Source organism: Streptomyces sp. NPDC049954 (genome assembly GCF_040656295.1).
In the GTDB taxonomy this organism is placed as follows: Bacteria; Actinomycetota; Actinomycetes; order Streptomycetales; family Streptomycetaceae; genus Streptomyces.
Genome location: NZ_JBFALS010000025.1, coordinates 20,430 through 45,708, shown reverse-complemented (window position 1 = coordinate 45,708; position 25,279 = coordinate 20,430). Strand labels below are relative to the sequence as shown.

Sequence of the window (25,279 nt, the reverse complement as noted above, 5' to 3'; positions counted from 1 at the left end):
AGGGGGGTACAGGGAGGGCGGTCGACGGTGTGACCGTGTGCTGGAGTGCCAGAGGGCCGGGTGTGGGGGTGGCCGGGGTTGGAGCGGTAGCAGCTGGCAAGCCGGTGGGGATGGTCGGCGGGGCCGGGATGATGCCGGGTGAGGCGGGGGGTGCACTGGCAGACGCAGGAGTGTCTTGGGCTGCTGGCGTCGGTTCCGGGTGTGGTTCCGAGGGCGCGGTGGGTGCAGTGGCCGCTTCGGCAGGTGGAGTTGTCGGCGCGGGTGCGAGGTCTCTGGCGGTCTCGGCCTCGGCTGCTGTGGTCGGAAGGGGGTTCTGGACCGCTTGCTGGCCCGCAGGGGGCGTGGTGGTGGAGTCCGGGGCTGCTGTTGCAGCCAGAGCCGCTGTGTCGGGTGCGGGCTCGGTTTGAGGTGCGGGCGGGGCGGAGGTGCCGTCCGCGGCTGCGGGGAGCAGTACGGCAACGGGGGTGTTGTGGCGGCACAGCACCTGGGGGTGGCCCTCCGCGCCGTGCTGGATCAGGTCCCCCAGCGTTTTGCGGGCGCCCGCGAAGCTATGGGTGGGGGCTTGGGTGAGGTCCCAGCCCAGTTCGGTTGCGTGGGCGGGGGTGGTGAGCAGTGCATGGTGCGGGCCGCGAGTCAGGGGTGTGGGTTGCCCTTCGATGGCGGCGTTGATCAGCTGCTTGAGTGTGCTGCGGGCCTCGTGCAGGGTCGCCGGGCCGGTGCGCGGCAGGGAGTGTGGTGTTTCCGCTTCAGGGGCGGTGGAGGTTGTTTCCGGCTTGGTCAATGGGTCCTCAACTGACTCGGGTTGGCTGTCCTCGCTGTGTCGGCGGCTGGCGTCTTCGGAGGCTGTCTTGGCCGCTGCAGACCGGGTGGGAGGTGTCGGGAAACTCAGGGGCCAGTTGCCCGCCCAGCGCGGAGCCTGGTCGGACGGCTCCGTTGAGGCTGCAGGCGGGGCAGTGTGGGCGGGGTTGTCCGGCACGGCAGCGCCGGAAGACGCCTCACCGGCGGTGTGGGATGAACGCGAGGAGGACACCCGGGGACTCCAAGGGCAGAAGCGGCAAGCGGGTTGTGAGAGGAAGAGGAACGTCGGGCAGTCGGCTCGGCAGCGTCCGCCGGTAGGTGCGGAACAACCGGACCGCCAAAAATGTAACGCTGCTACCCAGTCTAGCTGACGGTACATAACATTGGCCGGAGTTATGTAACGCCGGGGTGGGAGTCGCGGGTGATCACGCCCGATCCTGCCCGGGAGGATCGGTGGCGCTGGGCGGAAGACGGTAGGCCGGTAGAGCTGTCAGGCGTGATCGGCAACCTGTCCCGTGGAGGTGGTGCGCTCTGCCAAGGCCTTCAGCTGGGCTCGGAAGGCGGCCTGCTCAGCGGCCCGTGCTTGCCTCTGGGCCTCGTCCTCCGGCTCGTCGTCGCCCTCGGGTTCGTCGTAGTCCTCGTACAGCCAGTCGTCCGAGGTCTGCTGCTGGAACGCCCTCTCGCGCATCCGTTCCTCGTAGTCCTCGTACGTCTCGTCCGAATGGATCTGCCCGGTACGGCGCTTGATCTCCTCGTCGCGCTCGCGGCGTTCGAGGTACTCCTGCACGGCCGGGTCGTCGTCCGCGCACGCGTACCCTCCCTCTCGCCAGGGCGGCTGGGGCGGTCGCCGGCGGTCCTCGATGCGGTCGAGGACCGCTTGCCACTGGGCGGCGTCCGCGACGCCCACGTCGAAGGCTTTCAGGAGCGCGGACAGCTGCTCTCGGCTGGGCAGGACCGTCCCGTTGAGGATCAGGTGGGCTGTCGAACGCCTCAGGCGCAGCCGCGTCAGTTCCTGACCCAGAGAGGCGGGGGTGCGGACCTGCCGGGTCCGTCGGCCGCGACCGGCCAGGTGCGGGCGGGCCTTCTCGATCGCAGCTGCCTTCCACAGGCTCAGGGCTGTCGCTTCCCGCCTCTGCGTGGAGTGGCTGCCGGGGTCGCCGGCAGCGCGGGCGTAGGCGAGAACGGTCTCGAGCGGGGGCAGGTGGGTGCCGCGGGCGGCCTGGCTGAGGGTGGAGGCTCCGCGGTACCCGGGCGCGCCCGGTGGGCCGGTGTGCTCGGACAAGGTGGCGTAGGTGGTACGGGTCTCGTCCTTGAGCTGGCGTAGGTAGACGGCCAGGGCCCGCAGCCGGGGGCTGGTGCCGGCGGCGACAGGTTTGGTGGGGCGGCCCATGTCACCGGCTGCGGCGGGAGGGTTTGGCGACATCGCTGGAGCGGCGGCCGGTGATCAGGTCGGCCACTGCGGCGGCCACCACGACCAGCGCGGCCGGGACGGGCCGGTTACCGGCGGCCAGTCCGGCCGATGCCAGGACGACCACGACGATGACCACGACCTCGGGGATGCCCAGCCGACTCGGCTGGGTGCGGGCAGGGAGGTGGCTGGCGCAGAACGCCGGCGGCTCGGGGCTGGCGGCGGGCAGGGGAAGGGCGGACATGAGCAGCTCCAGGAAGGTAGGGGTGAGGTCCCCAACCTGGTTAATTCGGGAAGGGATTGGTGCGAGGCGTATCCCGCCGTCGATGCCTCAAGGTTCCCTCGCCGACGCTCCCAAGGCCAGCCTGATCGGCGCCCGTTCAGGCTGACGTGTTCACCGTCGTGAAACGCAGGTACGTCGTTCGTACCTGCTCAGACCACCTGGAAAATCGGGTTGACCCGAAACCGTCCAGTGCCTGCATCGTCCCCTGGTACAGCTGGCCGAGAGGTGTGTGAAGCGAAATTCCCGACTCCGGACACGAGGTCGAGTGGGCGACAAGGGCGTCTGGTTCCCCTTCTTCGGCCGGCAGCAGTCGGCCGGGGTGGGTGACGGAGAGCGGAGTACATATCCGCTTTCGGGGTGCAGAGGAGAGTGTGGCTGCGACAATGAAGTACCGCAGGGGGCGGGTGGGGCAACTTCGCTGTAGGTGAGGGTGCAGGCCTCTTTTTTGTGTGAAGGGGGAACGTGGGGGCGTGGTTTGAGCGCATGGCGGCTGTCCCTGGCCTTGCCTTTGCCGGGAGCCCGGGTGTCATGCGGGAGGCGCTGCCGGGCGCAGGGGTTCGTCCGGACGAGTCGTACGGCTCGCCGATGTGGCCGACCGCCGAGGGGAGTACGTCTGCGACACCGGCCAGCCGGCATGTGCCGTTCGACGCGCGCGGCGCTGAGCTGATCGCCCGTGTCTGGGAGGCGCTGGAGCTTCCGGGCTCAGCCAGGGACTACCACTTTGTTCTGCAGAGCGCGGTCGATCGGCTGTGGAGTACACGTCGTGCGGAGCCTGGGGCCCTCGCCGCGCTTGAGGTGTTCGCCCTGCTGGACTTGGAGTTGATGGAAGCAATCCCGCACGCGGTGTCCTTCGACACCACTGATGCTCCGGCGGCGTTTGTGCGGGTGTCCTCGGTGCCACGGTTGATCGGCCTGCTGGAACGCGAAGGCGCCTTCACGGAAGCACTTGGGCTGGCGCGGCGGTTGGCCCGTTTCGGGCAGGGCGAGGATGTGGCGGCCCGGCTGTCGGAGAAGGCTCAGGCTCTGGTTGCCGAGGCTGCGGCACAGGGTGGATCGTCATGAGTGCGGGTCTGGAGCGACTGATCCCGGCTGCCTCCTACTTGGAGGAGGCGTTCTTGCGGTGGGTGCTCACGCCGGCCGTGGACGCGTCGATCGTTGCGCGGGTGCACAGTCAGCACCCGGTCACCGTCAACGAGCGCGCTTACCGGCTGGACTACCTGATCGCAGGTGAGGCGCTGCAGTTGGCCGTCGAGCTCGACGGGTTCGCCTTTCACAGTGACCGGGCCGCGTTCACCTACGACCGGCTGCGACAGAACGATCTGGCCGCGACCGGTCTGACGGTGCTGCGGTTCTCCTACGATGCGGTGCGGGCGGACACGGCGCGCTGTGTGGCCCAGTTGCAGGCGATGCTGAGGCAGGATCCGCTCCTGGCGCCGCTGGTGACAGCCATGCCGCGTATCGAGATCCCGGACATGGCCGGCGATCCGATGCGGGCGGCCGATCCGCCTGGCGGTGCCGAACTGCCTTCAGGCGGGGCGTACTTCGCCGGTGTGCGGGCCAGGGTGGACCGGGCGCCGTTGCGGGAGTGCCAGAACGAGGCGTTGGCCGCGTTGGCGAACTACTACGCCTCCGGCGGCCGGCACGCGGCTGCGGTGATGGCGGTGGGGTCGGGCAAGACGGCCCTGGGGGTGGCGGCCGCGTTGTCGTTCAGCCGACGGCGGGCGCTGGTAGTAACCCCGGGCTCGGTCATCCGCGGCACCTTCGCCAAGGCCCTCGATGCGGGGATGCCGGGCAACGTCCTGTATGGGCTGGCGGGCGGGCCGCTGCTGCCCGGCGCTCGCCCGCCGGCCACGCTCGTCCTGGACGCGGACGACGGGCAGATCAGCCAGGTCAGCCGTGAGCGGCTCCTGGACGCGGACATCCTGGTCACCAACTTCCATGCGCTGGGCACGGGTGACAGTGACAGAGACCTGCTGGCCAAGCTGGAGCCGGAGGACATCGACTTCATCGTCGTCGACGAGGCGCACATCGCGGCCAGCGCCTCCTACCAGCGGCTGTTCGCCCACTTCCAGGGTGCGCGCACACTGCTGATGTCGGCGTGCTTCCAGCGTTTGGACGGCAAGCCGATCGACGCCGATGTCGTCTACCGCTACCGGCTGGTCGACTCCGTCGCGGACGGGTCGGCGAAGAACCTGCGGGTGCACCGGTTCGCCCCCGAGGTGGCGTCGACGGTGTATGAGGCGGTGTGGCCGGACGGGCGGCGCGAGCAGATCGTGGGCCGTGATGCTTTGCTGGCCACGCTGGGCGACGAGCGGAAGATGGCACGCATCACCGCACAGTCCGAGGCGCCGATCCGCCAGGTGATGGCCGTGACGCGGGCGTGTCTGGATGCGCAGGCCAAGCTGCTTGCACCCGTCAAGCCGAGGGTGCTGTTCGCAGCGATGGGCCAGGCGCATGCTGAACAGATCGCGCGGATCGCCGAAGAGTACGAAATCCCCAGTGCCACGCTGCACCACAGCATGCCCGCCTCCGCGATCGCCTCCACCCGGCGGCGCTTCGAGTCCGACGCCGGGGATCTGCAGGGCATCGTGCAGCTGCGGATGCTCGGCCAGGGCTACGACTTCCCGCCCATCACCGTGGTCGTGCCGCTGCGCCCCTATGGCAGCTTCGGCGAGTTCTACCAGTTCGTCGGCCGCGGTGTCCGCGTCCTGCGCCATCCCGGACCGGCCGCCGACCAGCAGTACCTGGACGTGGTCTGCCATGCCGAACTCGGCCTGGAGGAGCGTCTGGAGGCCATGTGTGCGGACAACGACATGGATCCCGCTGTGCTCCTGGATGTCCCGCTGATCGACGCCACCACCATGGAAGGGGATCTCCCCGGCCCCGGCGCCGCGGAGGGGGCCGGTGGGGGTCTGGGCGGGGTGGACGCGTTCGTGCTGTACGAGCGGGGACGCGTCGAGCAGCGCGTGGTGCACCAGCTGGACCGTGTGGAGGCCCGAAGGACGGAGCGGGAGATGCAGCTGATGGCCCAGCGCTACGCCGTCTATGCGCAGAACACCGCTGCGCCGGTGCCGTTTGAGCAGTTCGTCCAGTACATGCGGAGGCTGACCGGTGGCCAGTGACCCGACACGCTGGTGGCAGCCGACCGTGGAATGTAGTCCCGAGCAGGCGCTCGCCGTGGAGCGGGCGGCCGGGCAGCAGCAACGGTTCGCCGACATCGACGCCCTGGCGGCCAGACTGCTGGCCGCAGGGCTCGCCGGACGGCCGGTGGCCACCGTCGTCCCCGGCCGAGGACGCCACACGCCGGACACCGCCAAGGTGACGGCCCTCACCCGGGAAGAGGAAGTCTTCTGCGCCAACGCCTTCGGGGTCCAGGAGCAGCAGCGGTTCGGAGCGTGGTACCTGCCCCAGAAACTCTCGGTCAAGGCAGGGGCAGTCAATCTGCCGTATCTGCTGCGGGAACGCCCTGGCCACGCTCTGACGCTGGCCGCCGATGACACCGCCCGCCTCACCGCTGTGGAGGACTGGGACACGGTGCTGCTGTGGGCGCTGCTGGTGCCGCTGTTCGAGACACTGCTTCAGCCCATCCGTCTGCGGGCGGCAGGAGAGATCTTCCCTCGCACAGAACAGCAGCGGTTCTGGACACTCATCGAGGAGCGTTACCGGCTGCTGGGCATCGACGAGAGCGCGCTGGAAGCCTTCCGCTTCGGCGGCGGCTGGCACCAGCTGGACCGTGCGGGACAGCAGCAGGCCCGCCTTCGTTTGCTGGACACCCTTGCCGCCGCCGACCTCGTGCAGATTGCCGCACGTCACCGGATCCAGCGGTTGCAAGGGCTGATGGCTGGTTTCGCCAAGAAGGCCAAGACGGGAACAGCCCTGGCGCGCCGGGTGCTCACCAAAGAGCTGCAGCCGGTCGTCTCCGCATACTTCGGGGGCGACTGGCTGGCTGTGCTGGACTACCTTCAGGCTCCCCCTCACTCGGATGAGGAGATCATCACCGCTCTGCCCGAGCCGCGTCTGTACGTCGGCATGGCCACGCAGACGGCCGGCATGGCTGCCGAGGCGGGCATCGCGGAAGACGAGGTCCATGCGATGCTCGCGGCCTTCCTCGGCGGCGGCAGTTCTCTGTCTCCGGTGGAGGAGCGGGCTGCGGCCCTGCGCGGCTGGTGGGCAGGCTTCGACCAGGCGCATGCCGACCAGTCACGGGGAATGCCGTCGTTGTGGGGGCTGGTCGATCAGGATCTGATGAGTCTGAACCAGACCGAGCAGGGGCTGACCCCCCAGTTGTACCGGCAGCATCTGCCCGCCGATGTCCTCGAACGGGTGGGGCAGCTGTGGGAGACGGTGACGCTTGCGCGGTATCCCGGCAGCATCGTCAGCAACCCGCGCCCGCACCAGACCATGGCCGAAGCTCTCGGTCCCGCGGCCGAGTTCTGGCACGGCGTGGGCCTGACCGCCTGGTTCGTGTGCGAAGGCCCCTACTCCCGCACCACCTTGGACCGCGTCGACCGCTACTACAGCAGGCCGCTGGCCGCCCTGCGCGCGGCCGGATGCCCGGTCGACACCGCCTTCTTCCGCGAACTGCAAGCCGCCGAACAACTCCTGGGGCCGGAGGAGGAAATCACCGACAGCGAGGACAGTACGGTCGAGACCCCGTACGGGCAGATGACGTTCACCTCCAGCATGAGTCACGGCGCCCGTCGGGACGGCTTCGAGCGGGTACGGGACCTCATCACACGGCACCGGCGGGCCTGGGCGGAGCAGTATCTCGGTGCCTTCGTGGAGGGCCGCTGGCGCTCCGAGTTGGAGGAGGTCGCCCACCAGCATCACCGTATCGTCGCCGCCAAGGGGCGTCCCCCCACGCTGCCCCAGTTCGCCCGGTTCGCTACCACGGCAGCCAACCACTGGACGGGCGGCGACCTGGGGGCGCTGTACACGGCCATCGGCGAGCCGGCGTCTTCCCCGCAGGAGCGGCCTACCCGCCTACTGACTGAGGACGGCTACGACTTCGCCCGCCGGGTGTACCAGGAGCTGGGCGGCAAGCCCGTCGACCACGACACCTGGGTGAACAGCCCGGAGGAGACCCAACGGCAGTGGCAGCTCAGCCGCCTGGCCACCGAAAGCCTGCGCCACCTCCAGCTACAGGAAGCACTCGGGCGGCCGCCGACCGCCAAGGAGTTCGGCGCTCAGCGGCTGACCTGGCCCTGGCCTGGCGAGGAAACCGAAGGCTGGCCCGTCCTCCAGCATGTCATCGCGGCTCTTACGGGTACCAGCCTGCCGCCGATCGCACCCCCCTCCCCCGCCGTCCCGGCCCGCAACGGGAAAAACCCTGCTGGGCAGTTGCTGGCCAAGGGTGCCAACACGGCCGTGGCCACGGAGCCGACGACGGTCCGCATCACCTGTACCGGCGCACCCGTCGACGTCTCCGCTGTACTCCTCACCCGCAACGGCGGGGTACGCAACGACCACGACCTCGTCTTCCACAACCACCCCAGTCACGACGGGGTCAGTGTCGGAGGAGACACCGTCACCGCCGATCTGAATCTCATCCCCGACGACATCACCTCCATCGCCGTCATCGTCAGCATCGACCTCGAGGCCCAGCCCGCCGCAGTCTTCGACCAGCACACCCAGTGGCACGCAGACATCACCCAGTCTTCCGGCGCCCAACTGGCCTTCGCGCCGGGGCCGTTCTCCTCAGGCGAGACCGTCACCGTCGCAGTGGAGCTCTACCGCCACACGGCCGGATGGAAGGCCCGCGCTGTCGGGCAGGGCTACAACACCGGCCTCGCGGGCCTGGCCACCGACTACGGCATCAACGTCGAAGCCTGACGCCCCCTGTCTGGTACGCGAAGCCGTCGACGACCAGGTAAGTGCGGCCGGCGTCGTCGATCTCGCGTGCGAGAGCCGCTGCTGGTGCCCAACCTTCCAGGTGTTCCCGGGTCAGCTGGATCTTGCACACACGATCTCCCCTTGGGTTTCCGTTCCGTCCCGGTACGTCAGGGAGGTTAGGGTGACCGCGACGCGCACCATGGGGGGTGCCAAGTGAGCAAGGCACGCTGGAGGTGAGCATGGGGCTGCGCCCGACACACCTTGGCTACGCCTACCAGGACCTGCTCACCGCGCTGCGGCTGGTGGACCTGGCGGTGGGACGTGCGAATTCCCTGCTGGTCGACACGAAGATGTTCACCGGGGACCGATTCGATGACATCACGTGCGAGTGGGGCACCGGCAGCCGCGAGCGGCTGCAGATCAAGCACACGGATCACGACCGCGCGTTGTCGCTGGAGAGTTTCACGAAGGACAAGCGAGGCCTACGCCTGGATCTGCTCTTCTCCTCCATGGACCACGACTTCACCTCGGATCCGGGTGCCTCGCACCGCCTCGTGGTACGCGACACGGAGCCGGAGGATCCCGAGCTGACCCGGGTGCTGCGCCCGATCCACGCGGGCACCGATCCCGGGCCTGCACTGCACGGCTTGAGCAGCAAACGGTTCCGTTTCGACGCCGCTGCGCTGCGTGCACACGCTCCGTGGAAGGAGATGCTCGCCCAGGTCAGTGATGACCTGCTCAACTGCGCTTGCGCATCCCTGGTAGTCGACACGGATCTTCCGGCGTGTTCGCTCAACATTCGCGAGCCCGGTCCAGCCGAGGCGGCCTTGCTGCACCGCATCACCGAAGAACTCGGTGCCGGACGGCCGCCGAACCGGCACCGCACGCCCGAGGAGGTGGCGCTGGCCCTGATCGAGGCGGCCAAAGCGGCGCGCAGCCGGGCGGGGACCGTGATGGTCGAGGACCTGCTTCCTCGTCTGAGTCTGGAAGTCGACTTCGGAGCGGTCCGTGAGGGGCACCCCGTGGACCGTGCCACCGAGGTGAGACGTCCTACGGTGCTCACGGGCGTGGTCGCGGCCGTGAAGGACGCTGCTCAGCAGGGGGGTGTCGTGGTGGTCACCGGTGCTCCCGGTATCGGCAAGTCGTGGTTGTGTGAGCAGCTCGGGGATGCGCTGCGGGAGACCTGGCTGGCGGTGCGGCATCACTGCTGGCTCGGCGCTGCGGACATCGACCGTGAGCAGCGTGTGCTGACCGAGGTCGTGATCGGCAGCCTGCTGAAGCAGCTGGGGACGGCCGTTCCGGAGGCGCTGGCGCAGGTCAGGCCACGCTACGCGGCCACGCCGGAGACGCTCACGGCCGCGGTCACTGCCGCGCGCGGCCTGGCACCGGACCGGCCGATCGCGCTGATCGTGGACGGTATCGACCATGTCAGCCGGGTTCTTGGATCCACCACCGGCAGCGCCTTTCGTCCGCGGGTGGACCCGGCGGCCTCTCTGATCGCGGACCTCTCCGCCCTGGAACTGCCGCACGGTGTCGTGCTCGTCCTGGCCAGTCAGCCCGGCCCTCACCTCGAGGCCGTCGACGCCGGTGCCTCCCGTCTCACCGTTGCCCCGCTCAACTGCGCCGAACTGCATGCTCTGGCGGACCGTCTGGGCGTGTTGACGGCCCTGGCGTCCTCCCCTGTCGGTGAGGGGCTTGATCCCGCTGCGCGGGCGGAGGCCGCGGTCGCACTGATCGAGGAGCGCTCTCGAGGCAACGCCCTGTACGCCACGTATTTGTGCCGACAGGCCGTTGGTCCTGCCCCGGGCCTGGGAGCGGCGCCGGCGCCGGATGGTGCCGACGATCCTCTGGAGAGGTTGCGGACGGTGCCGTCGTCGGCGCACGACCTCGACGACTACTACGCCTATCTGCTGGCCGGTCTGACCCCCGGGCAGCGTTCTGCTGTCAGCATGCTTGCGGTCTGCGACTTCGCTGTGACCGCATCGGAGCTCGAGGAGATCTTCCCGCTGCCCGGAATGCAGCTCGGTGCCGCGCTGACCAGCGTGGCGCCGATCGTCGCGCAGCAGCCGGGCATCGGCGGACTGAAGATCCATCATGAGAGTTTCAGCCGCTTCATCCGGCGGATCGACGGTGACCACGGGTGGGTCGACCAGGTACGGGTCCGGGCTGCCGAGTGGCTCTCCGAGCGGGGGTTCTACACGGACCCTCGCGCCTTCCGGCACCTGCCCGAACTTCTGTCCGCTCTGGGCCGCGACGACGAACTCGCTCTGCTGATCGGGCCCGATTTCCTCTCCCGCGCAATCGCCGGGCTGCAGCCCCCGCAGGCCGTCGTCCACACCCTGACCGTGGCCGCACGGCGGGCGGCGGCACGCAACGACTGGCCCACGCTGGTGCGTTGTATCGAACTGACCCGGGCGCGGGCGACCTACGAGGACGAGGGCCTGCCGGGCTCCCTGGTGCCGTATGCGGATGTGCTGGTGGCGCTGTCAGGAGCCGACCGCGTGGCGGCAAGCCTGATGTACGAGGGTGTGACCACGATGGCGGCGCGGTGGGGCCTGCAGCTGTGTGCGGCGGTCGACCGGGCAGGTTACGCCGCCCCATGGGAGGCGTACCTGACGGCCTGGGACGAGGCACGCAAGGATGAGAGTACCCACTACGGTTCCGACAGCGACGAGTCCCTCTTCCTTGCGGAGTTGCGCGGACGGATCCGGCTGCCGGACCGCGATACCGACCGCTCTGCCCCCGAACGCCCGCTCGCGCGGCGGGTGGCTGAATTCCTTGACCAGGAGAACCCGCCGCCGTTCGAGCCTGCGCTCGATGTGCTGCTGGACTGTCTCGGTTTCGTTCCGCTGGTGGAGAGCGTCGAGCTCATCGACCGTTCCGACCGGCGCACCGCACTTCTGCTGTATCTGGCCGATGCCCGCGACAGCGCCGGCGGCGAACTGCCGTCGGCGCGCACGCTGGCCACGGCGGCCTGGGCGAGCGGCCCGTGCGACCCGCGGCGTCTGCTCCGTCATGGTCTGGCAGCGGCGGACCTGGCCGAGGAGGTCTTTTCCGGAGACATCAGCGCTGTTCTCACTGAGGCAACTCGCGAGGTGCTGACCGACCGTGCCAGCGGCCTGTCGGAGCCGGTGAGCAGGTGGCTGGCACTGCTCACGGTGGCGCACGCAGCCGATCCGCAGGCGCCCGTCCGGCTGCTCCCCCTTCTGGACGGCGAAGGTTTCTACCGTGCCTGGCTGCGCTTCGCTCTCGCCACTGTCGGCCTGCACCGTGATGTCGGGGCGGGCACCCTCCCGGCCGAAACCGCGTCCGCCACCGTGCGGGTGGCACTCGAGCAACTGGCCCAGCACGCGCACGCGTTCACGGGCCGGCCGCGGGCCTGCGATCTTGCGGACATCCACCGGCAGGTGCGGCAAGTGCTGCACGACGGCGTCGCGCTGCTGCAGGGCAACGACGTCGCGCTGGGCATCACCTCCCTGCAGACCGTCAGCCGCGGCACCACCACCTCCCTCATGGGCATGGCCGGAACCGGACCTCTGGTCACCACGGAGCTGCTGTCCCTGCTCACGGCGAGCGTCGGCCAGGCCGGGGCCGATGTCGTGCGCGAGCTCATGGGCACGCTGCGCACGGCGCAAGCCGAGCGCCGTGCGCTGTACGCGGAGGACACCGACTTCGAGCTTGAGATAGCCCGCGTGAGTCTCGCCTGCGACGATCCACACGAGGCACAACGCTGCTGGGAACGCGCCGCCCGCGACCTGGGCGCCTACGGCAGCCACAAGGACATCACGATCGAGGAGCTGCTCGATCCGCTGCCCCAGCTGGTGCAAGCCGATCTTGCCCAGGCGCGTGTGCGGCTGTCGCGTACGCAGCCTCTTGTCTATCTCGTCGCGGACCGTACCGACGGGCGGGGGACGGCGGGAACGCCTGCCGAATGGTGGCGCTTGCTGACGCGCCTGGATCCGCAGGCTGCCGCGCAGTTGGGCGCCGAGGTGCTGCTGACCGAGCCCGGCCTGCCCGATGGCCGGGTGGACGCGGCCCACCACCAGCTGCTGGCCACCCAGGCGGACGCGGCCGATCCCGTCGTCCTGGCCGCGCTCCGCATCGCGGCAGGGTCCGGCGGCCGCAGCATCGACCAGGACATCGCCCTGCTTACGCGGCTCGCCGACCTGCCCGCCGACGACGCGGCACACACACTGCGTCTCCTGCCGGTGCTGGCCAACGCGATCACTTCCACCTACGACGACCAGACCCTGTTCGCCGTGTCGCAGAATGCCGGAGCCGAGCCCACCGCTGCGCTGCGCACGGCGGCACAGCGCTGTGGCGGCGAAGGCGGCCCGCCCTGGACGCCCCGTCCCGTGCCCACCAACAATTCCCGCAACTGGTCGGGCCCCGAGAAGCGCCCCACCACAGGCGCCTACCTGCACGCTCAGCAGCGCCCGACGCTGCCGGAAGGTGCCGCCGGCGTACTTGCCGCAGTCCGCGACCGCAACAGCAAGGCATACGACGCCCCCCTGGGCCCGCGGTGGTCAAGGGACGCCCTGGCCAACGCGGTCGGCTGGCGGCTTCTCGAGATCCTCGACGGCCAGGGGACCGACGCCGCCATCCAGCTCCTGCACCGGATCGCCGACGAGATGACCCCCTCCAACCCCCTTGAGCTATTGGCCGACCTCGCCTCGGGACTCCAGCTACGCCAGGACACCGACCCCTATGTCCTGGGCCCCCTCGCCGCCACGGCGGGCATGCTTGCCTACACCAAGACGCGCGGCGGCGGCGGTTGGCGCTCCTTCGCCGGCAACGACCGGCTGGATCTGTGGCGGCAGGCGCATGCCGCAGACGCCGACACCGCAGCCCACAATCTCGCAGACCAGGTGGTCCACGCCGTCGCCGAGGGGTCCTACCACCGCACGATCGGCATCAGCCTGGCCCTGGTCTCAGCGTTCGCCGTTCAGCCCCCGCACGCTTCGCCCCCGGCTGCCAGCGCCCTCGCCTGCTGGGACGCGGCGTACGAGGTCATCGCCCACCGCCTGCCGGGCCGCGCCCGCCTCGACCACGGTGCCTACCTCCCGGTGCCCGAGCAGACGACCCAGCACGACATCGACACCGCGCTGTGCCGGCTTGCATTGGCCACGCTCGCCCTGCCCGAACGCGGCGACAAACGCCGCGCCTTGATCGCAGCTACGGTTCTCCTGGCCGGCCGCCCCGGCCCGGCCCAGGCCGCACTCGCACACGTCCTCTCCTTCAGCCTTGGTGCCGGCCCCCTGACCTGGCTCCTGACCGTCCTGCACAGCCACCTGCCTGACGGGCCCCTGGATGCTGCCCTTCTCAACCAGCTCGTAACGCTGTGCCGCAGTGACATGCTGTCCGTCCGCGCCGAGGCCTCCGCCGTCCTAGCGCGCGCCGGCCACCCGCCGCCCTCCCCGCCGGCGACTGCGGCCCATCCGGCACTCGTATGCGCCGTTTCCACCCTGCCCGACCCCGAGGAGAGGGCATGAACGACCCGCGGCGATATGCGGCCGGCCTCATCGACAGCTATCTGGGTGATCGCCTCGAGGCCGCCGGCAATCCAGCCGGGCTTCGTGAGACCGTCATCGACCTCGTAGCCGATGCCATGCCCGAGGTCGAAACGCTGATGGGCACTCAGCTGAACCTGCTGGCCAATGGACACCGCAGCCAACTTCCCGATGCCTACCTCGCCGACCATGCCGCCGCCGAAGACGCTCTGCAGCACGCCGCCGCCGGTCTGCGCGCCGCACTCGCCCAAGCCGGGCACCTCGGCAATGGCCAAAACTTCGAACGCCGCGCGGCCGCGCGGCTGCGTGACGACCCCCGGGCAGCCCTGCAGGCCGAACTCACCCGCGTTCCCCGCCCCCTGACCCGTCCCGAGGCGCTGGTGTGCTCGCTCGATCCAGCCCCCTGGTTCAGCGACAGTCATCAAGCGGACGAGCCATGGCCGACGCCCGGTTTCGCTTCGCTCACAGGCCTGCGCACGCTGCCGGGCGGCGCCGCAGCCCTTGCTCGTGTGGACGACGGCCCCCATGCAGGCTGGGTACAGATCGGGTTCTTCGAGCGGCAGCGCACCCCTGCACGCCGCCATCCAGATCGGCCCGCCCGCCAACTACAGATCATCGTCGGCCTGGAGGCCCTCAACGGCGATCCACCGTCCGACACGCTGCCCGTCTCCCAAGCCCCCCGGCAGCTGTGGACCCGCCCCTGGCGGCAGCTGGGACTCGGCTTCCCCCAGGCCGAGCTGGCGGCCGCGCACATCAGCGCCGCGGATCAGGCGCTCATGGCGCTCACCGCCGCTGGCAGCACCAGCATGGTCGACGCGCCCCGCCGCCGAAGCGGCCTCGGTCTGCCTCCTTACATACTTGCCCCCGCCGCCAGCGTCGTGGCCGCGCTCGATCTTGAACCCACGAACGGCATCTGCGGTTTCAGCCTCAGTGACACCGTCGGTGAAGCACTGATCTGTCGTCAGTGGCACGGTCACCTTGTCCACGACGGAAGCTATGAACCTCTGCTACCCGTGGTCGCAGGAGCGGACCTGCTCATCCGTCCTGACCTGTTCACCCGCCTGCACGACATGATCAGTGCCTCCCGCTGCCGAACAGGCATCAGCATCCACCACATGTCAGCAGACGACGACACCCACGACGACGGGGACTGAGTGCGTTGTGGCAAAACGGATCTCATTCGAAGCATGCGGCGCGGGTGGTCATTCGGACAGAGACGCCGGTGTGGTCGTAGGCATGAGGAACGGGCCCCTTGGCTTCATCCTCCCGAAGAACGATCCCTTCATGGCCTGGGCCCAGCGCCGCCGTCTACAAGGACGCCAAGCGCCCGGCCGCCGCCAAGCTGTACCTGAACTGGTGGCTGTACAAGCAGACCCAGTCCAACTTCTACATGTGGTCTGTCCGCACCGAAGTCACGCCCCAAGCCGGCTACTGCCCCATCTGGGACTACCCAACGCCCACCTCCAGGGTTTCGAGCGGTTCATATCCGACCGCGCCCTCGTCGAACGCTTCCGACAGCAGCTGCCCCTGTACGTCGGCGAGGTCATCGGAGTGCCGTCTCCGGGCTGGCCGGGACTGCGCCCCGGACGCTGGTGACATCTGCCCAGTTCTTCGGCCCGCCTCGTCAGACAGCATCTCTGGACATGCGTCCACCGTGGTCACCCCTGGGTGTGACGGCTCCGGGCACCGGACTTTGCCCGGGCGTGAACGGTGTGGTCGGCCAGGTGGGCGAGGACTGCGTGGTTGGCCTCCCAGCCGTCGGCAACCCTGGAGGCGGCTCCGGGGTATGCGGGGTCGTTGGAGGGGTGGGCGTCGAGGAGTTCGGCGATGCCGGCGCGTGCGACGACGATGCAGGCGTGCCGGTGTCGTGAGGTGAGGACGCACAGGCGACCGGCTTCCAGGTGGAAGGCGGAGGCATCGCTGCGGCCGGAGAGGGGGTGCAGGACGATGGTGACGCTGAATTCGCATCCCTGGAGTCGGTTGGCAGTGTCGACGGTGATGCCGTGGAGGTTTGGGTACTGGCGGGTCAGGAGCGTACGGATGTGGTGGGCCTGATTGTGGTGGGCGGTGCCGATGGCGATGTCGCCGGGGTGGAGGCGGTGGCCGCGGGGGTTTTTCTCGCAGGTGGTGACGGTGCGGCGGATCAGCAGTCGCTCGGCGATGTCGAGGACGGCGTGGAAGGCTTCGGCGTCGATCTGTTGGGTGATGCGGGCGGGTAGTTCGAGCAGTGCCCATCCGGTTCGGGCGGCGTTCTCGATGGCCGTGTCGGCAGGGGTACGCATGCCGGTGGCCATAAAGGTGAGGGTGCGGTCGGTTTCGGTGCTTCCGGCGTGGAAGGGCGTGAGGGGGTAGAAGGCGTCGCTGATCAGGGGAACGGCTGAGGGCGGCAGGCGCCAGGACACCGGCAGGAAGTGGACGGGCAGGTCACGGTTGTTGGCGAGCAGGACGGCGACTGCGTTGTTCGTGGGGTCGTAAGGCAGGCCTGCGAAGCGGTGAGTTTTGACCGTGGAGAAAGGGTCGAGTTGGCCGGGGTCTCCGACGAAGAGTGCCTGGTCGAAGATGCCGGCGGTCCACAGAAGCATGTCGGAGCGCATCTGGTAGGCCTCGTCGATGATCGCCCATGGCCACCGGCGGTCGGTGACCGTGGCCCATTTCATGGCGGTTGCCACGATGACGTCGGCCGTTTTTTCGAGGTCTTCGATGCGGGTGCCGATACGGATGGCGGTTTGGGCCTGCAGATCGGCAGCGACGGTGTGGTCTGTTGCGGTAAGCCGGGCAATTTGCAGGTGGGGGTGGTACTCGGAGAATCGCCGCACGAGGTGGTCGACCTGGCTGTTGGTCTGGGCAATGACAATGCAGGGGCCGCTGGAGTGTGCGAGAACGTCGGCGGCGTGGGCAACCAGGGTGGATTTTCCGGCGCCGGGTGGGGAGTCCACGACGAGTCCGCGGTGAGTGAGGGCGGGTAGTTGATCCAGGACGGCGCGGGCGGCTGTGTCCATCTGCTGCCGCGGCGTGAACCGGTGCGGGGGTGTCACTCTTCCTCCTCGCCCTCGTCGGGGTGTTCGGGAGGCGGCCCGCCGTGGGTCCAGGGTGTCTGGTCCCGTGAGGGGAACTCCGGCATCCGGTAATGATCCGGTGCGATGGTGAAGACGAGGAAGGCGCCGGCTTCGGGCAGGACGGCATGGTTGGGTCGGGCCACAGAACCCATGCCTGCAGTGATTTCGAGTCCGACGAGGGTCTCCCCACCGGCCGGCGTGACCTCGCAGATCTTGTAGCGGGCGTTGGGGTGGGTGTGGCAGGCCAGAAGTCGGCCGGGTTCCATGTGCACGGGGTCGGTGGTGGTCCCGGTGAGCCGGGGGCGCCATTGTGCGCGTCCGGTGGGTCCGCGGAGGGTGTGTTCCGGGTCGATCGCGGTGACGGTGGTGCCGATGGCTTCGCCGGTGGTGCGCAGTTCCGCCCGCACGAAGGGGTCGTCGGCGGCGCATTCGGCGGCGAAGGCGGCTGCTGCGTGTTCCATGTGGGCCAGGCGGACGGCGGCGGCGACGGCTTGGTCGCGGGCGGGGCGGGGGCGCCCGTCCTGGGTCAGATGGAGGCATTCGTCGGTGAACGCGGTGCGTTCGTGGATCCAGCGGCGTGTGCTGCCCTTGGCTTCGGGGATGGCCTGCAGGAGCCCGTAGGCCTGCCACATCGAATCCCAGGTGGGTTGCAGGTAGGCGGCCAGCAGGCGGTCGATTTCTTGCAGAGTGCGGGTCTGATCCCGCCCGCGGGCCCGGGCGCGGCCGTGGGCGTCGAACAGGGGTGCCAGCTGCTCGTTGTCGAAAGCGGCGTCGGTTACCGGCCCCGCCGACCGGTGGGTGGCCGGGTCTTCTGCCCTGTGTGCGGCGTCGCGTCCCGAGGCTGCGTGGCGGGGCGGGTCGATCCAGGCCAGCAGAGTCGCGAGGTCCTCGTCCTCCAGGGGGCTCTGGCCGGTGACCCAGTGCATGCCGAGGAAGCCGGTCATGGGGATGAGTGCGGGTGAGCCGGGGAGGTCGGCGCGGTCGGTGAGGTAGGTGAGCCAGTGCCCCAGGCGTTGGACGGCCCGGGAGGTGGGATCGTGGTCGTCGACTCTGCCAAATCGCAGGTTGTCGCCGAGGTCTTTGAGGTGCTGCACGGTCTGGAGGTTGGGGACGAGGATCTGCGGGGCGTCGGTGCAGCGCTGGCGTGCCGGCTTGGTGGCGGTGGCGGGCAGGTGTTCGCGGTGCTGCTGGCAGGCGTCGATGTACGCGGTGACGGCGCCGGCCAGGGTAGTGAGCATGGGCGTGGTGCTTCCTGAGGGCGGTGCGACCAGGAGCTGGGGGCGGTAGGGGTCGGTGCCCAGCATGACCGCCAGCGGTCGTGCGGCGGGCCCGGTTCGCCTCAGCGCCAGCAGCATCAGCGGCTGGTCGCTGAGGTGGAGGTGGCGCAGATGGCTGGTGCGCAGGGCGTTGCCGGTGTCGGCGGCACGCATCCGCAGGAGTGAGGTGAGCAGGCTCATGCGGGGCCTGTCTGAAGCTCTTCGTGAATGCGCTGTGCGTGGCGCAGGGCTTGGGTGATGTCTCGCTGGTCCCGTGCCGGGTGCAGCCGTCCGTCGGTGAGAGCCAGGGCGGTGGACAGAGTGTCGATGCCGCCCAGGTCGTCGCGGACCGCGGTGCCCAGAGTCTCGATCTTGCTCTGGTTGCGGGCTTCGTTGCGGCAGTGGAAGGCCAGGTCGCAGTGGCGGCGGCAGCCCGGGTTGTAGCGGGCCCGCACGGTGGCGAGTGCGGAGAGGAGTTCACCGCGGGGCCGGGCCGGTTTCTCGTCGGATCCGGGGGCCAGGTCGAAGGTGGTCCCGGGAGGAAGCTTGTCCAGCAGTTCGGGCAGGCGCCGGAGTCTGGCGAGGTGGCGGCTCAAGGACTTGACCTGCTGGTAGGCGTTGTAAGGCGTGGCGGTGGGCTGGAGGGAGAAGTTGCGCGGGTTGATCAGAATCACGGTGTCGGACACCCGGTCTTCCGGGAGGCCGTCGGCGGCGAGGAGTTCCCGCAGGGCCAGGATGTAGGCCGCTCCCTGGGTCAGGGCTGCGGTGACCTTGGCGGGGTCGGGCTGTCCGTGGATGACGGGGAAGGATTTGATCTCGACGATGTGGAAGGTGCCGTCCTGCTGGAAGGCGATGACGTCGGGCTCGAGGTAGGCCTGGTGGCCGGCGACGGTCAGGCGCAGTACGGGGTGGTCGAGCAGCGTGCGGGGGTCGTTCGACCTGCGGTGTGCTGCGCTGAGGATGCGGGAGCGGGAGCGGGAGCGGCGCAGCTGCAGGCGGGACTTGTCGTCATCGCTGCCGACACTGTTGACGTCTTCGTAGGAGACCTCGGGAAGGGTCAGGCCCAGAGCTTGGCGCAGCAGCGGCAGCAGTGGTGCTCCGGCCTGGGCGGTGACCTGGTGTTCGAAGGCGAGGCCGTAGTCGAGGGCGAGCTGGGATTTTCTCAGCGGCTGCGGCAGGCCCAGATGGGCGGCGAGGGCGGCTTTGTCGATGCCGGCTGCGTCGATCAGGGAGCGGCGGTCGCAGCCCGGGTTAGCGGTCAGTGCTGCCAGGGTGCGTGCATTGTGCGCGATGGGCGGCGCGGTTCCGCGTAAAACGCCCAGGCGTGTGTCGAGCGAGCTCACTGTTTTCCTTGGGGAGACAGGGCACAGCCGTGCAAAGTCGGGTCTATGAAGTACGGCGCAGGCGGGTGGTGTTGCGCAGGATGTTGCCGAAGATCTGCTCTGCGTCGCCGAGTTGGCGGCGTGCGCGACGTGCTGCTTCGGCGCGGGTGTCGGCGTCGTCGTCGGCGTGGATCTCCAGTTCTGCGGTGGCGGCGCGGCGCAGCGCGGCCAGGTCGAGCGGGCCCCGGGTGGTGTTGCCGTGGATGTTGCGGCTGTAGTGCAGCAGGAGCTGCTGGGCGGGTGGCGGCAGTTCGGTTTCGCTGCCGAGGTGTTCGGCGGCGTCCGCGAGGCGCAGGGCCGAGGTGAGGAAGTGGACGCGCTGGGTGAGGGGTCCCACGACGCGTTGCTCCAGCGGCCAGGTGCTCAGGGCGAGCAGCGCGCGGGCCGGTGAGAGCAGATCGGCGGTCAGTGCGGGGCAGATGTAGTAGGCGCGGCCGTAGGGGGCGGAGCGGAAGGAGCGTTCCTCGTCGCGGCGCAGGGTGGTCAGGCGTGCGGTGTTCAGGGGGCCGGAGAAGAACGCCTGGTGGACCTGGCTGAGCAGTTTGGGCGAGGCGGGGGCGGCGAGGAGGGTCAGGGCCTGGTGGACCTGGTCGCGTACGGGCAGGCCGCTGTGGCTGGGTTCGGCGGGGGCGGGCTCCGGGTGGGCTCTTTCCGGGCCATCGCTGATTCCGCACAGAACGTTCCAGGCGCGTTGGGCGCGCGTCAACTCTTCGCCCAGGAGGTTCACTTGGGCGGTGTCGCGTTCTGTGAGCGCCTGCCGGATCGCTTCCTGCAGGTGTTGCATGCGTTTCTCTAGAGCGACCAGATGCTCGTCCATACCCGCATGCTAACAGTTGCTCGTGATGCCCAGTTTTTCTCCTGTGATTTTCGTGTAAGGTCCCGGGCTCGTAAGGCACCACCGGTGTCCTCCTACGCCTCGCCTCCAGAAAGGCGCACGAAGGCATGAGCAGACTGCTCCACACTTCCGACTGGCATTTGGGTCACACCTTGTCCGGGCATCCACGCGAAGAGGACTTCGACGCCGTCTTAGCCGAGATCGTGGCCATCGCCCAGGAGAGCCGGCCGGACCTGATCATCCACAGCGGCGATCTGTTCCACTCCTCCCGCCCCACGGTCCGGGACCTGATGCGCGCCATGCACAGCCTGGGCGAACTCGCCGCCGTCGCCCCCACCGTGGTCGTGGCCGGCAACCACGACTCCCCCGCGTACTTCAAGTTCCTCAACTACGTAAGCGGCCTGGCCTGGGGCCGTCGCCTGTCCTTCATCCATGAACTCCGCCCGGGGCACGACGGGGGCATCCTCACCTTTGACGCCTGCGGTGGCGAGCAGAGGATCCGGCTGGCGGCCATCCCCTTCGTGCATCCGAACCGGTTCTGGCAGCACTCTGCGCCGGACACCTCGTACGCCGACTACGCCGCCGGGATGCGCGCGGTGCAGGCGGAGCTGGTGGAGGCCCTGCACGAGGGGTACGACCCGGGCCGGGACATTCTGCTGTTCGCGGCCCACGTGCAGATCGCAGGTGCCAGGAGTTCCCCGAGCGAACGGGTCGTGGATGAGGCCTTCGAGACCGATCCCGGGGACATTCCCGTGGTGTCGTACGCCGCTCTCGGGCACATTCATCACCCCCAGAGCGTAGAGGGGCTCAAGTTCACCGCCCGCTATGCGGGCAGCCCGCTCCCCATGGACTTCGGTGAAGCCGGCGAAGCCAAGAGTGTGGTGATCGTCGATGCCGAGCCCGGGCGGCCGGTCCGGGCCTTGCCCCGCCGCCTCACCAGCGGCCGGCGGCTGGCCAATTTCACCGGGACCCTCGATGAATTGAAGGCTGCGGCCGATCAGTACGACGGGGCCTTCCTCAAGGCGGTGATCACGGGTGAGGAGCCCGGGGTGCCTCTTGGCCAAAGGATCGCCGAGATCGTTCCCGACGCGATCCTCATCAACCCGGCACCCGCGCGGGAGGCAGTCGACGGTGCCGTCCTGGACGGCGATGTCGGCGACGAGCCGAATCTCCCCGACGCGTTCCACGCCTACCTGGCGCAGGAGGGATTGAGCAGCGAGGCCGCGGAAGCCACCGTCACCGCCTTCGTCCATCTGCTCAACGAACTCGACGACGAGACGCCGGCGCCGGTCCCTGCCGAGGAACTGCTGCGCACCGCGCTGGACGACATCTGGACGGCGGCACCGTGAAGCCTTTGCGACTCACCCTCACCGGGGTGCGCAGTTACCCCGGAACCTGCACGATCGACTTCACCGGCAAGCGCCTGTTCGCCGTCCTGGGACCCACCGGTGTGGGGAAGTCCTCCCTCCTCGAAGCGATCATCTTCGCCCTGTACGGGGAATGCTCGTGGGCGAAGAACGGCAAGGACGTTCGCGAGCTGATCAGCAAGGGCTGTCCCAGCATGCACGTGACGTTCGAGTTCTCGGCGAACGGCCGCGCGTGGAGTGTGCGCCGCACCCTGTATGCGGACAGCAAGACACGACCGAAGGCCGTGCTTGAGCCCCTGGCCGAAGGCGCCGCCGACCTGCGGGTCGACAACAAGGACGCGGTAACGAAGGCAGTCACCCAGATCATCGGGCTGGACTGGGACGGCTTTGTCAGCACGGTTCTGCTGCGTCAGGGAAAGTTCGACACCCTCCTCAGGGCCCCGAGCGCCATCCGTGCCGACATCCTGCGTCACATCTTCGGCATCAACGAACTCCAGCGCGTACGCAAGTTGGCCGGCACACGGCTGGAACATCTGAACACGCAGATCACGGCTGCCACCCGGGAACGTGCCCGTCTCCTGGACGATCCCGCTGCTGCCGCCTCCCAGGCGGCGGCGGACATGGAGCGCTCCCGCATCATCGCGGCCCGCCGGCGTGAACGGCTGGACGCTCTGCGCGCGGCCCAGAGCCGGGCCATCGGGCACAAGCATCGCAAGGCCGCTGTGGACAAGGCGTCACGGCTGCTGCGTGAGCGCGCTGTCGCGGATGCGCGAATCACGATGGCTTCACTGGCGCGCACGAAGGAGAAACTCGATGCCGAAGCGACCGCCCAGGAGGCGACCGGACGCGCCCTGAGCCTGAAACTGGATGCGGCGCAGGCGGCACTGGACGTGGCCGCGCAGGCTGGTGACACCTCCCGGTCCCTTTCCAGCGCGTTCACCGTCCTCTCCCGCCTGCCGGACCGTGCAAGTGGCCTGGCCACCATGACGCAGCAGCTGAAGGAGGAACGTGAGCAGCACAACGAGCATGAACATCAGCACCTGCAGGCACGACAGAAGCTGACGGAGCGCGAGCAGGGCAAGGCGGCTCTCGTCAAGGCTGCCGAGCAAGCCGAGCACACCGTGGCCGAGGCGCGCACGCTCACCGACCAGGTCCAGGAGGCCGTCCGGGCGGCGCTGCAGGAAGCCAGCGCCGCGGCCGCGCACCTGCGGTCACAGCGCATGGCGCTTGCAACCGTTCAGGAGCAGGCCAAGGCCGGGGCCGGCCTGGAGGACAACCTGGAGGCGCTGCGCAGCGCCGTGGAAGAAGCCCAGGACACTTTTGCTGCGCTGCAGCACGGTGACGCGGCCCATGCGGCAGGTTCCCATCTGATGCCAGGGGACGCCTGCACGGTCTGTACCCGGCCTGTCCCGGGCGACTTCACTCCTCCCTCACCGCTGGACAGCAAGGCGCTCGGCCAGGCCCAACGTGAGGTCACCAAGCGCACGAGGGCCGTCGGCAAGGCGGTGGAGGCCAAAGCGGAAGCAGCCGCACAGCTGAGAGGGTCCGAGCGAACGGCCGAAAAGCACCGGCGCGCGCACCTGGCCGCCGACAAGGGCACAACTGCGGCACTGCTCCAAGTGCAGGAACTGGTAGACGCGGCCCGGCCTGCCTGCGCTCCTGCGACGGCCACCGTCCTAGACGCCCTGACCGGGCAGGCGACCGCGCAGGCGGGTGCCCTCGCTGAGGGCGAACCAGCTGGCCGGGCGCAGATCACCCGTATGGTCAAGGCACTCGTCCAGCCGCTGCGTGACGCGGAGCGCGAAGCCCTCGCGGCCCATACTCGTGCCCGGGAAGAGCTGGCGGCAACGCAGGCCGAGAACGAGGCATCGGGGGCCGCCCTCAAGCGCCAGCGCAGCCGCTTGCAGCGGGAACGCAAACGCCTGGACAAGACCCAGCTGCAGTACGACACCGAGCTGCAGACCCTGCTCGCGGAGGTCGCCGGACTCCCGGCCTCCATCCGGCCCGCCCAGCCCTCCGAGCAGGAACTCCCCCTGCCGCAGGACATCGAATCCGCACAGGAAGCGGCCAGCCAGCGCCTGGCACGGCTCGAACAGACCACCCAGGACCGCGACCACATCCGGCAGTCCCTCACCCTGCACACCGAGAGCCAGCAGGCTCTGGACGCACGCGGGCGGCGCGACGTCGAAGCCCCTGCAGGCCGTCTCATCAAACAACTGGAGCGCTGGGCAGACGCGGCCGCCGATGCCGCCAGTCTTCTCGGTGGGGAGACCTTTACCGAGCTGCCGCCCGCCCCGGACGGAGCCGACCTGCAGGCCGTCGACGCCTACGGCCTGGCCCTCACCTCGCTGGATGCACAGCTGTCCGGTGCACTCGAGCAGAGCGCACAGCAGGCCGATGAGGGAATCAGCGCATTCGAGAAGGAGCTCACCCGCCAGGCTGGAGCCGACGCCGACGCCATCGACGACAGTCCTGGTTTTTTGGTGCCGCCGAAGAGCAATCTGCTCGCCCCCGGTGTTCTGGACCCGCTCAGCCGCAAGACAAGCCAAGCGGAGGCCGCGCATGACAAGACCAAGACCGATCTGCGGATCGCGCAGTCGCAAATCCCCTACGCCGACGCGCTTCAGGCTGCCCTCGAAGCGGGAAATGAGCAGGCCGCGAAATGGAGGAGCGTGAGCGATCAGCTCACCGACGCGAGGTTCCTGACCTATCTCACCGACCGGCGCACCCGTTCGCTGCTCAGTCACGGCAGCAGGATCCTCAAGCAAATCTCCGCGGGCAACTACGCCTTCGCTGAGAACTTCCAGATCACGGACCTCGCCACGAACCTCACACGTGACCCGAAGACTCTCTCCGGCGGGGAGACCTTCCAGACCTCTCTCGCGCTGGCCCTGGCGCTCGTGGAACTCCATAGCCGCAGCAACAACAGCAAGGTGGAGAGCCTGTTTCTGGACGAAGGGTTCGGCTCGCTTGACTCCGATCGCCTCGACGCCACCCTTGCCGTCCTGGGCAGCAGCGTGACCAGTGACAAAACAGTCGTGGTCATCAGCCACCTGTACCCGGTGGCCGAGGCGGTCAACGACGTGCTGTTCGTCGAGAAGACCGACCAGGGCTCTACCGCCGCCTGGCTCACGCCGCAACAACGCGACTCGCTCGTCCGCGAAGGCATCCGGCAGTTGCTGGAACACCTCTGAGCCACCGGAGGTCTGCCAACAGCGTTGCCCAAAGACCCCCGCAGGTGTCAGGGACGTGCCTGACACCTGAGGCTAGGGCTGCCGAGCCGTCGGCCGCGGCCTCACCCGACGGCGGCGCAGCACGACGCCCGGTCGGGCCGCGGACTCCATGGACCGGCGCGCGAGTGCTCCACCGGCTTTCGGCACATCGGTGGGCGCTCCGCTCCGGGGTGAGATCTCTGATGCTCGCGTGCGGAGCGGACCAAAACGCAAAGGCTCAGGAGCACGGGCGTGCGGCTCCGCCGAGCCACCACCCATGGCATGACGCTGCGTCAGGGCCTTGGACGACGACCGGGGATCGCCGGTGCCCCTCCCTCTC

General features: G+C 69.1%; 13 protein-coding genes. 7 read left to right on the top strand and 6 right to left on the bottom strand.

Annotated elements, in window-relative coordinates; all coding sequences use genetic code 11:
* Window positions 1–1,288: 1,288 nt before the first annotated feature.
* Entirely contained in the window at window positions 1,289–2,221 is a 933-nt protein-coding gene (locus AB0J21_RS32845) for a hypothetical protein (RefSeq protein WP_363149824.1), read from the bottom strand.
* Window positions 2,190–2,450, bottom strand: a complete 261-nt coding sequence (locus AB0J21_RS32840) for a hypothetical protein (protein WP_363149823.1) — start codon at window positions 2,448–2,450, stop codon at window positions 2,190–2,192. The genes AB0J21_RS32845 and AB0J21_RS32840 overlap by 32 nt, the downstream gene beginning before the upstream one ends.
* 567 nt (window positions 2,451–3,017) lie before the next feature.
* Between AB0J21_RS32840 and AB0J21_RS32835 the strand changes: the two genes are divergently transcribed.
* The 5 genes from AB0J21_RS32835 (at window position 3,018) to AB0J21_RS32815 (ending at window position 14,985) form a co-directional block, all read left to right on the top strand.
* Window positions 3,018–3,551, top strand: coding sequence for a hypothetical protein (locus AB0J21_RS32835; protein WP_363149822.1), 534 nt, complete (start codon window positions 3,018–3,020; stop codon window positions 3,549–3,551).
* On the top strand, window positions 3,548–5,611 hold the full coding sequence (locus AB0J21_RS32830) for a DEAD/DEAH box helicase family protein (RefSeq protein ID WP_363149821.1): 2,064 nt from the start codon (window positions 3,548–3,550) through the stop codon (window positions 5,609–5,611). Before AB0J21_RS32835 ends, AB0J21_RS32830 begins: the two co-directional genes overlap by 4 nt.
* The gene (locus AB0J21_RS32825; protein ID WP_363149820.1) at window positions 5,601–8,321 is read left to right on the top strand and encodes a TerD family protein; all 2,721 of its coding nucleotides are present in this window, start codon (window positions 5,601–5,603) and stop codon (window positions 8,319–8,321) included. Before AB0J21_RS32830 ends, AB0J21_RS32825 begins: the two co-directional genes overlap by 11 nt.
* A gap of 239 nt (window positions 8,322–8,560) precedes the next feature.
* The gene (locus tag AB0J21_RS32820) at window positions 8,561–13,813 is read left to right on the top strand and encodes an AAA family ATPase (RefSeq protein WP_363149819.1); all 5,253 of its coding nucleotides are present in this window, start codon (window positions 8,561–8,563) and stop codon (window positions 13,811–13,813) included.
* Window positions 13,810–14,985, top strand: a complete 1,176-nt coding sequence (locus AB0J21_RS32815; RefSeq protein ID WP_363149818.1) for a hypothetical protein — start codon at window positions 13,810–13,812, stop codon at window positions 14,983–14,985. The genes AB0J21_RS32820 and AB0J21_RS32815 overlap by 4 nt, the downstream gene beginning before the upstream one ends.
* A gap of 504 nt (window positions 14,986–15,489) precedes the next feature.
* Here AB0J21_RS32815 and AB0J21_RS32810 read toward each other — a convergent pair.
* From AB0J21_RS32810 to AB0J21_RS32795, 4 genes are read right to left on the bottom strand one after another with little or no spacing between them, the layout of a single operon-like run.
* Window positions 15,490–16,866 (bottom strand): AAA domain-containing protein, encoded by a 1,377-nt coding sequence (locus AB0J21_RS32810; RefSeq protein ID WP_363149817.1) that lies wholly within the window; start codon window positions 16,864–16,866, stop codon window positions 15,490–15,492.
* Window positions 16,863–18,344, bottom strand: a complete 1,482-nt coding sequence (locus AB0J21_RS32805; RefSeq protein WP_363149816.1) for a hypothetical protein — start codon at window positions 18,342–18,344, stop codon at window positions 16,863–16,865. The genes AB0J21_RS32810 and AB0J21_RS32805 overlap by 4 nt, the downstream gene beginning before the upstream one ends.
* A complete protein-coding gene (locus AB0J21_RS32800; RefSeq protein ID WP_363149815.1) occupies window positions 18,341–19,486 on the bottom strand; it encodes a hypothetical protein in 1,146 nt (381 codons plus the stop codon). The genes AB0J21_RS32805 and AB0J21_RS32800 overlap by 4 nt, the downstream gene beginning before the upstream one ends.
* 43 nt (window positions 19,487–19,529) lie before the next feature.
* On the bottom strand, window positions 19,530–20,342 hold the full coding sequence (locus tag AB0J21_RS32795; RefSeq protein ID WP_363149814.1) for a hypothetical protein: 813 nt from the start codon (window positions 20,340–20,342) through the stop codon (window positions 19,530–19,532).
* Between the two features lie 125 nt (window positions 20,343–20,467).
* On the opposite strand from AB0J21_RS32795, the gene AB0J21_RS32790 reads away from it, so the two are divergent.
* Complete coding sequence (locus AB0J21_RS32790) at window positions 20,468–21,709, top strand: exonuclease SbcCD subunit D (RefSeq protein ID WP_363149813.1); 1,242 nt, start codon at window positions 20,468–20,470, stop codon at window positions 21,707–21,709.
* Complete coding sequence (locus AB0J21_RS32785; RefSeq protein WP_363149812.1) at window positions 21,706–24,921, top strand: SMC family ATPase; 3,216 nt, start codon at window positions 21,706–21,708, stop codon at window positions 24,919–24,921. Before AB0J21_RS32790 ends, AB0J21_RS32785 begins: the two co-directional genes overlap by 4 nt.
* Window positions 24,922–25,279: the final 358 nt, after the last annotated feature.

Coding starts and splice junctions, on each gene's coding strand:
- AB0J21_RS32830 (WP_363149821.1), top strand. CDS start 3,548: ATGAGTGCGGGTCTGGAGCGACTGATCCCGGCTGCCTCCTACTTGGAG.
- AB0J21_RS32840 (WP_363149823.1), bottom strand. CDS start 2,450: ATGTCCGCCCTTCCCCTGCCCGCCGCCAGCCCCGAGCCGCCGGCGTTC.
- AB0J21_RS32845 (WP_363149824.1), bottom strand. CDS start 2,221: ATGTCGCCAAACCCTCCCGCCGCAGCCGGTGACATGGGCCGCCCCACC.
- AB0J21_RS32795 (WP_363149814.1), bottom strand. CDS start 20,342: ATGGACGAGCATCTGGTCGCTCTAGAGAAACGCATGCAACACCTGCAG.
- AB0J21_RS32790 (WP_363149813.1), top strand. CDS start 20,468: ATGAGCAGACTGCTCCACACTTCCGACTGGCATTTGGGTCACACCTTG.
- AB0J21_RS32805 (WP_363149816.1), bottom strand. CDS start 18,344: ATGAGCCTGCTCACCTCACTCCTGCGGATGCGTGCCGCCGACACCGGC.
- AB0J21_RS32835 (WP_363149822.1), top strand. CDS start 3,018: ATGCGGGAGGCGCTGCCGGGCGCAGGGGTTCGTCCGGACGAGTCGTAC.
- AB0J21_RS32815 (WP_363149818.1), top strand. CDS start 13,810: ATGAACGACCCGCGGCGATATGCGGCCGGCCTCATCGACAGCTATCTG.
- AB0J21_RS32820 (WP_363149819.1), top strand. CDS start 8,561: ATGGGGCTGCGCCCGACACACCTTGGCTACGCCTACCAGGACCTGCTC.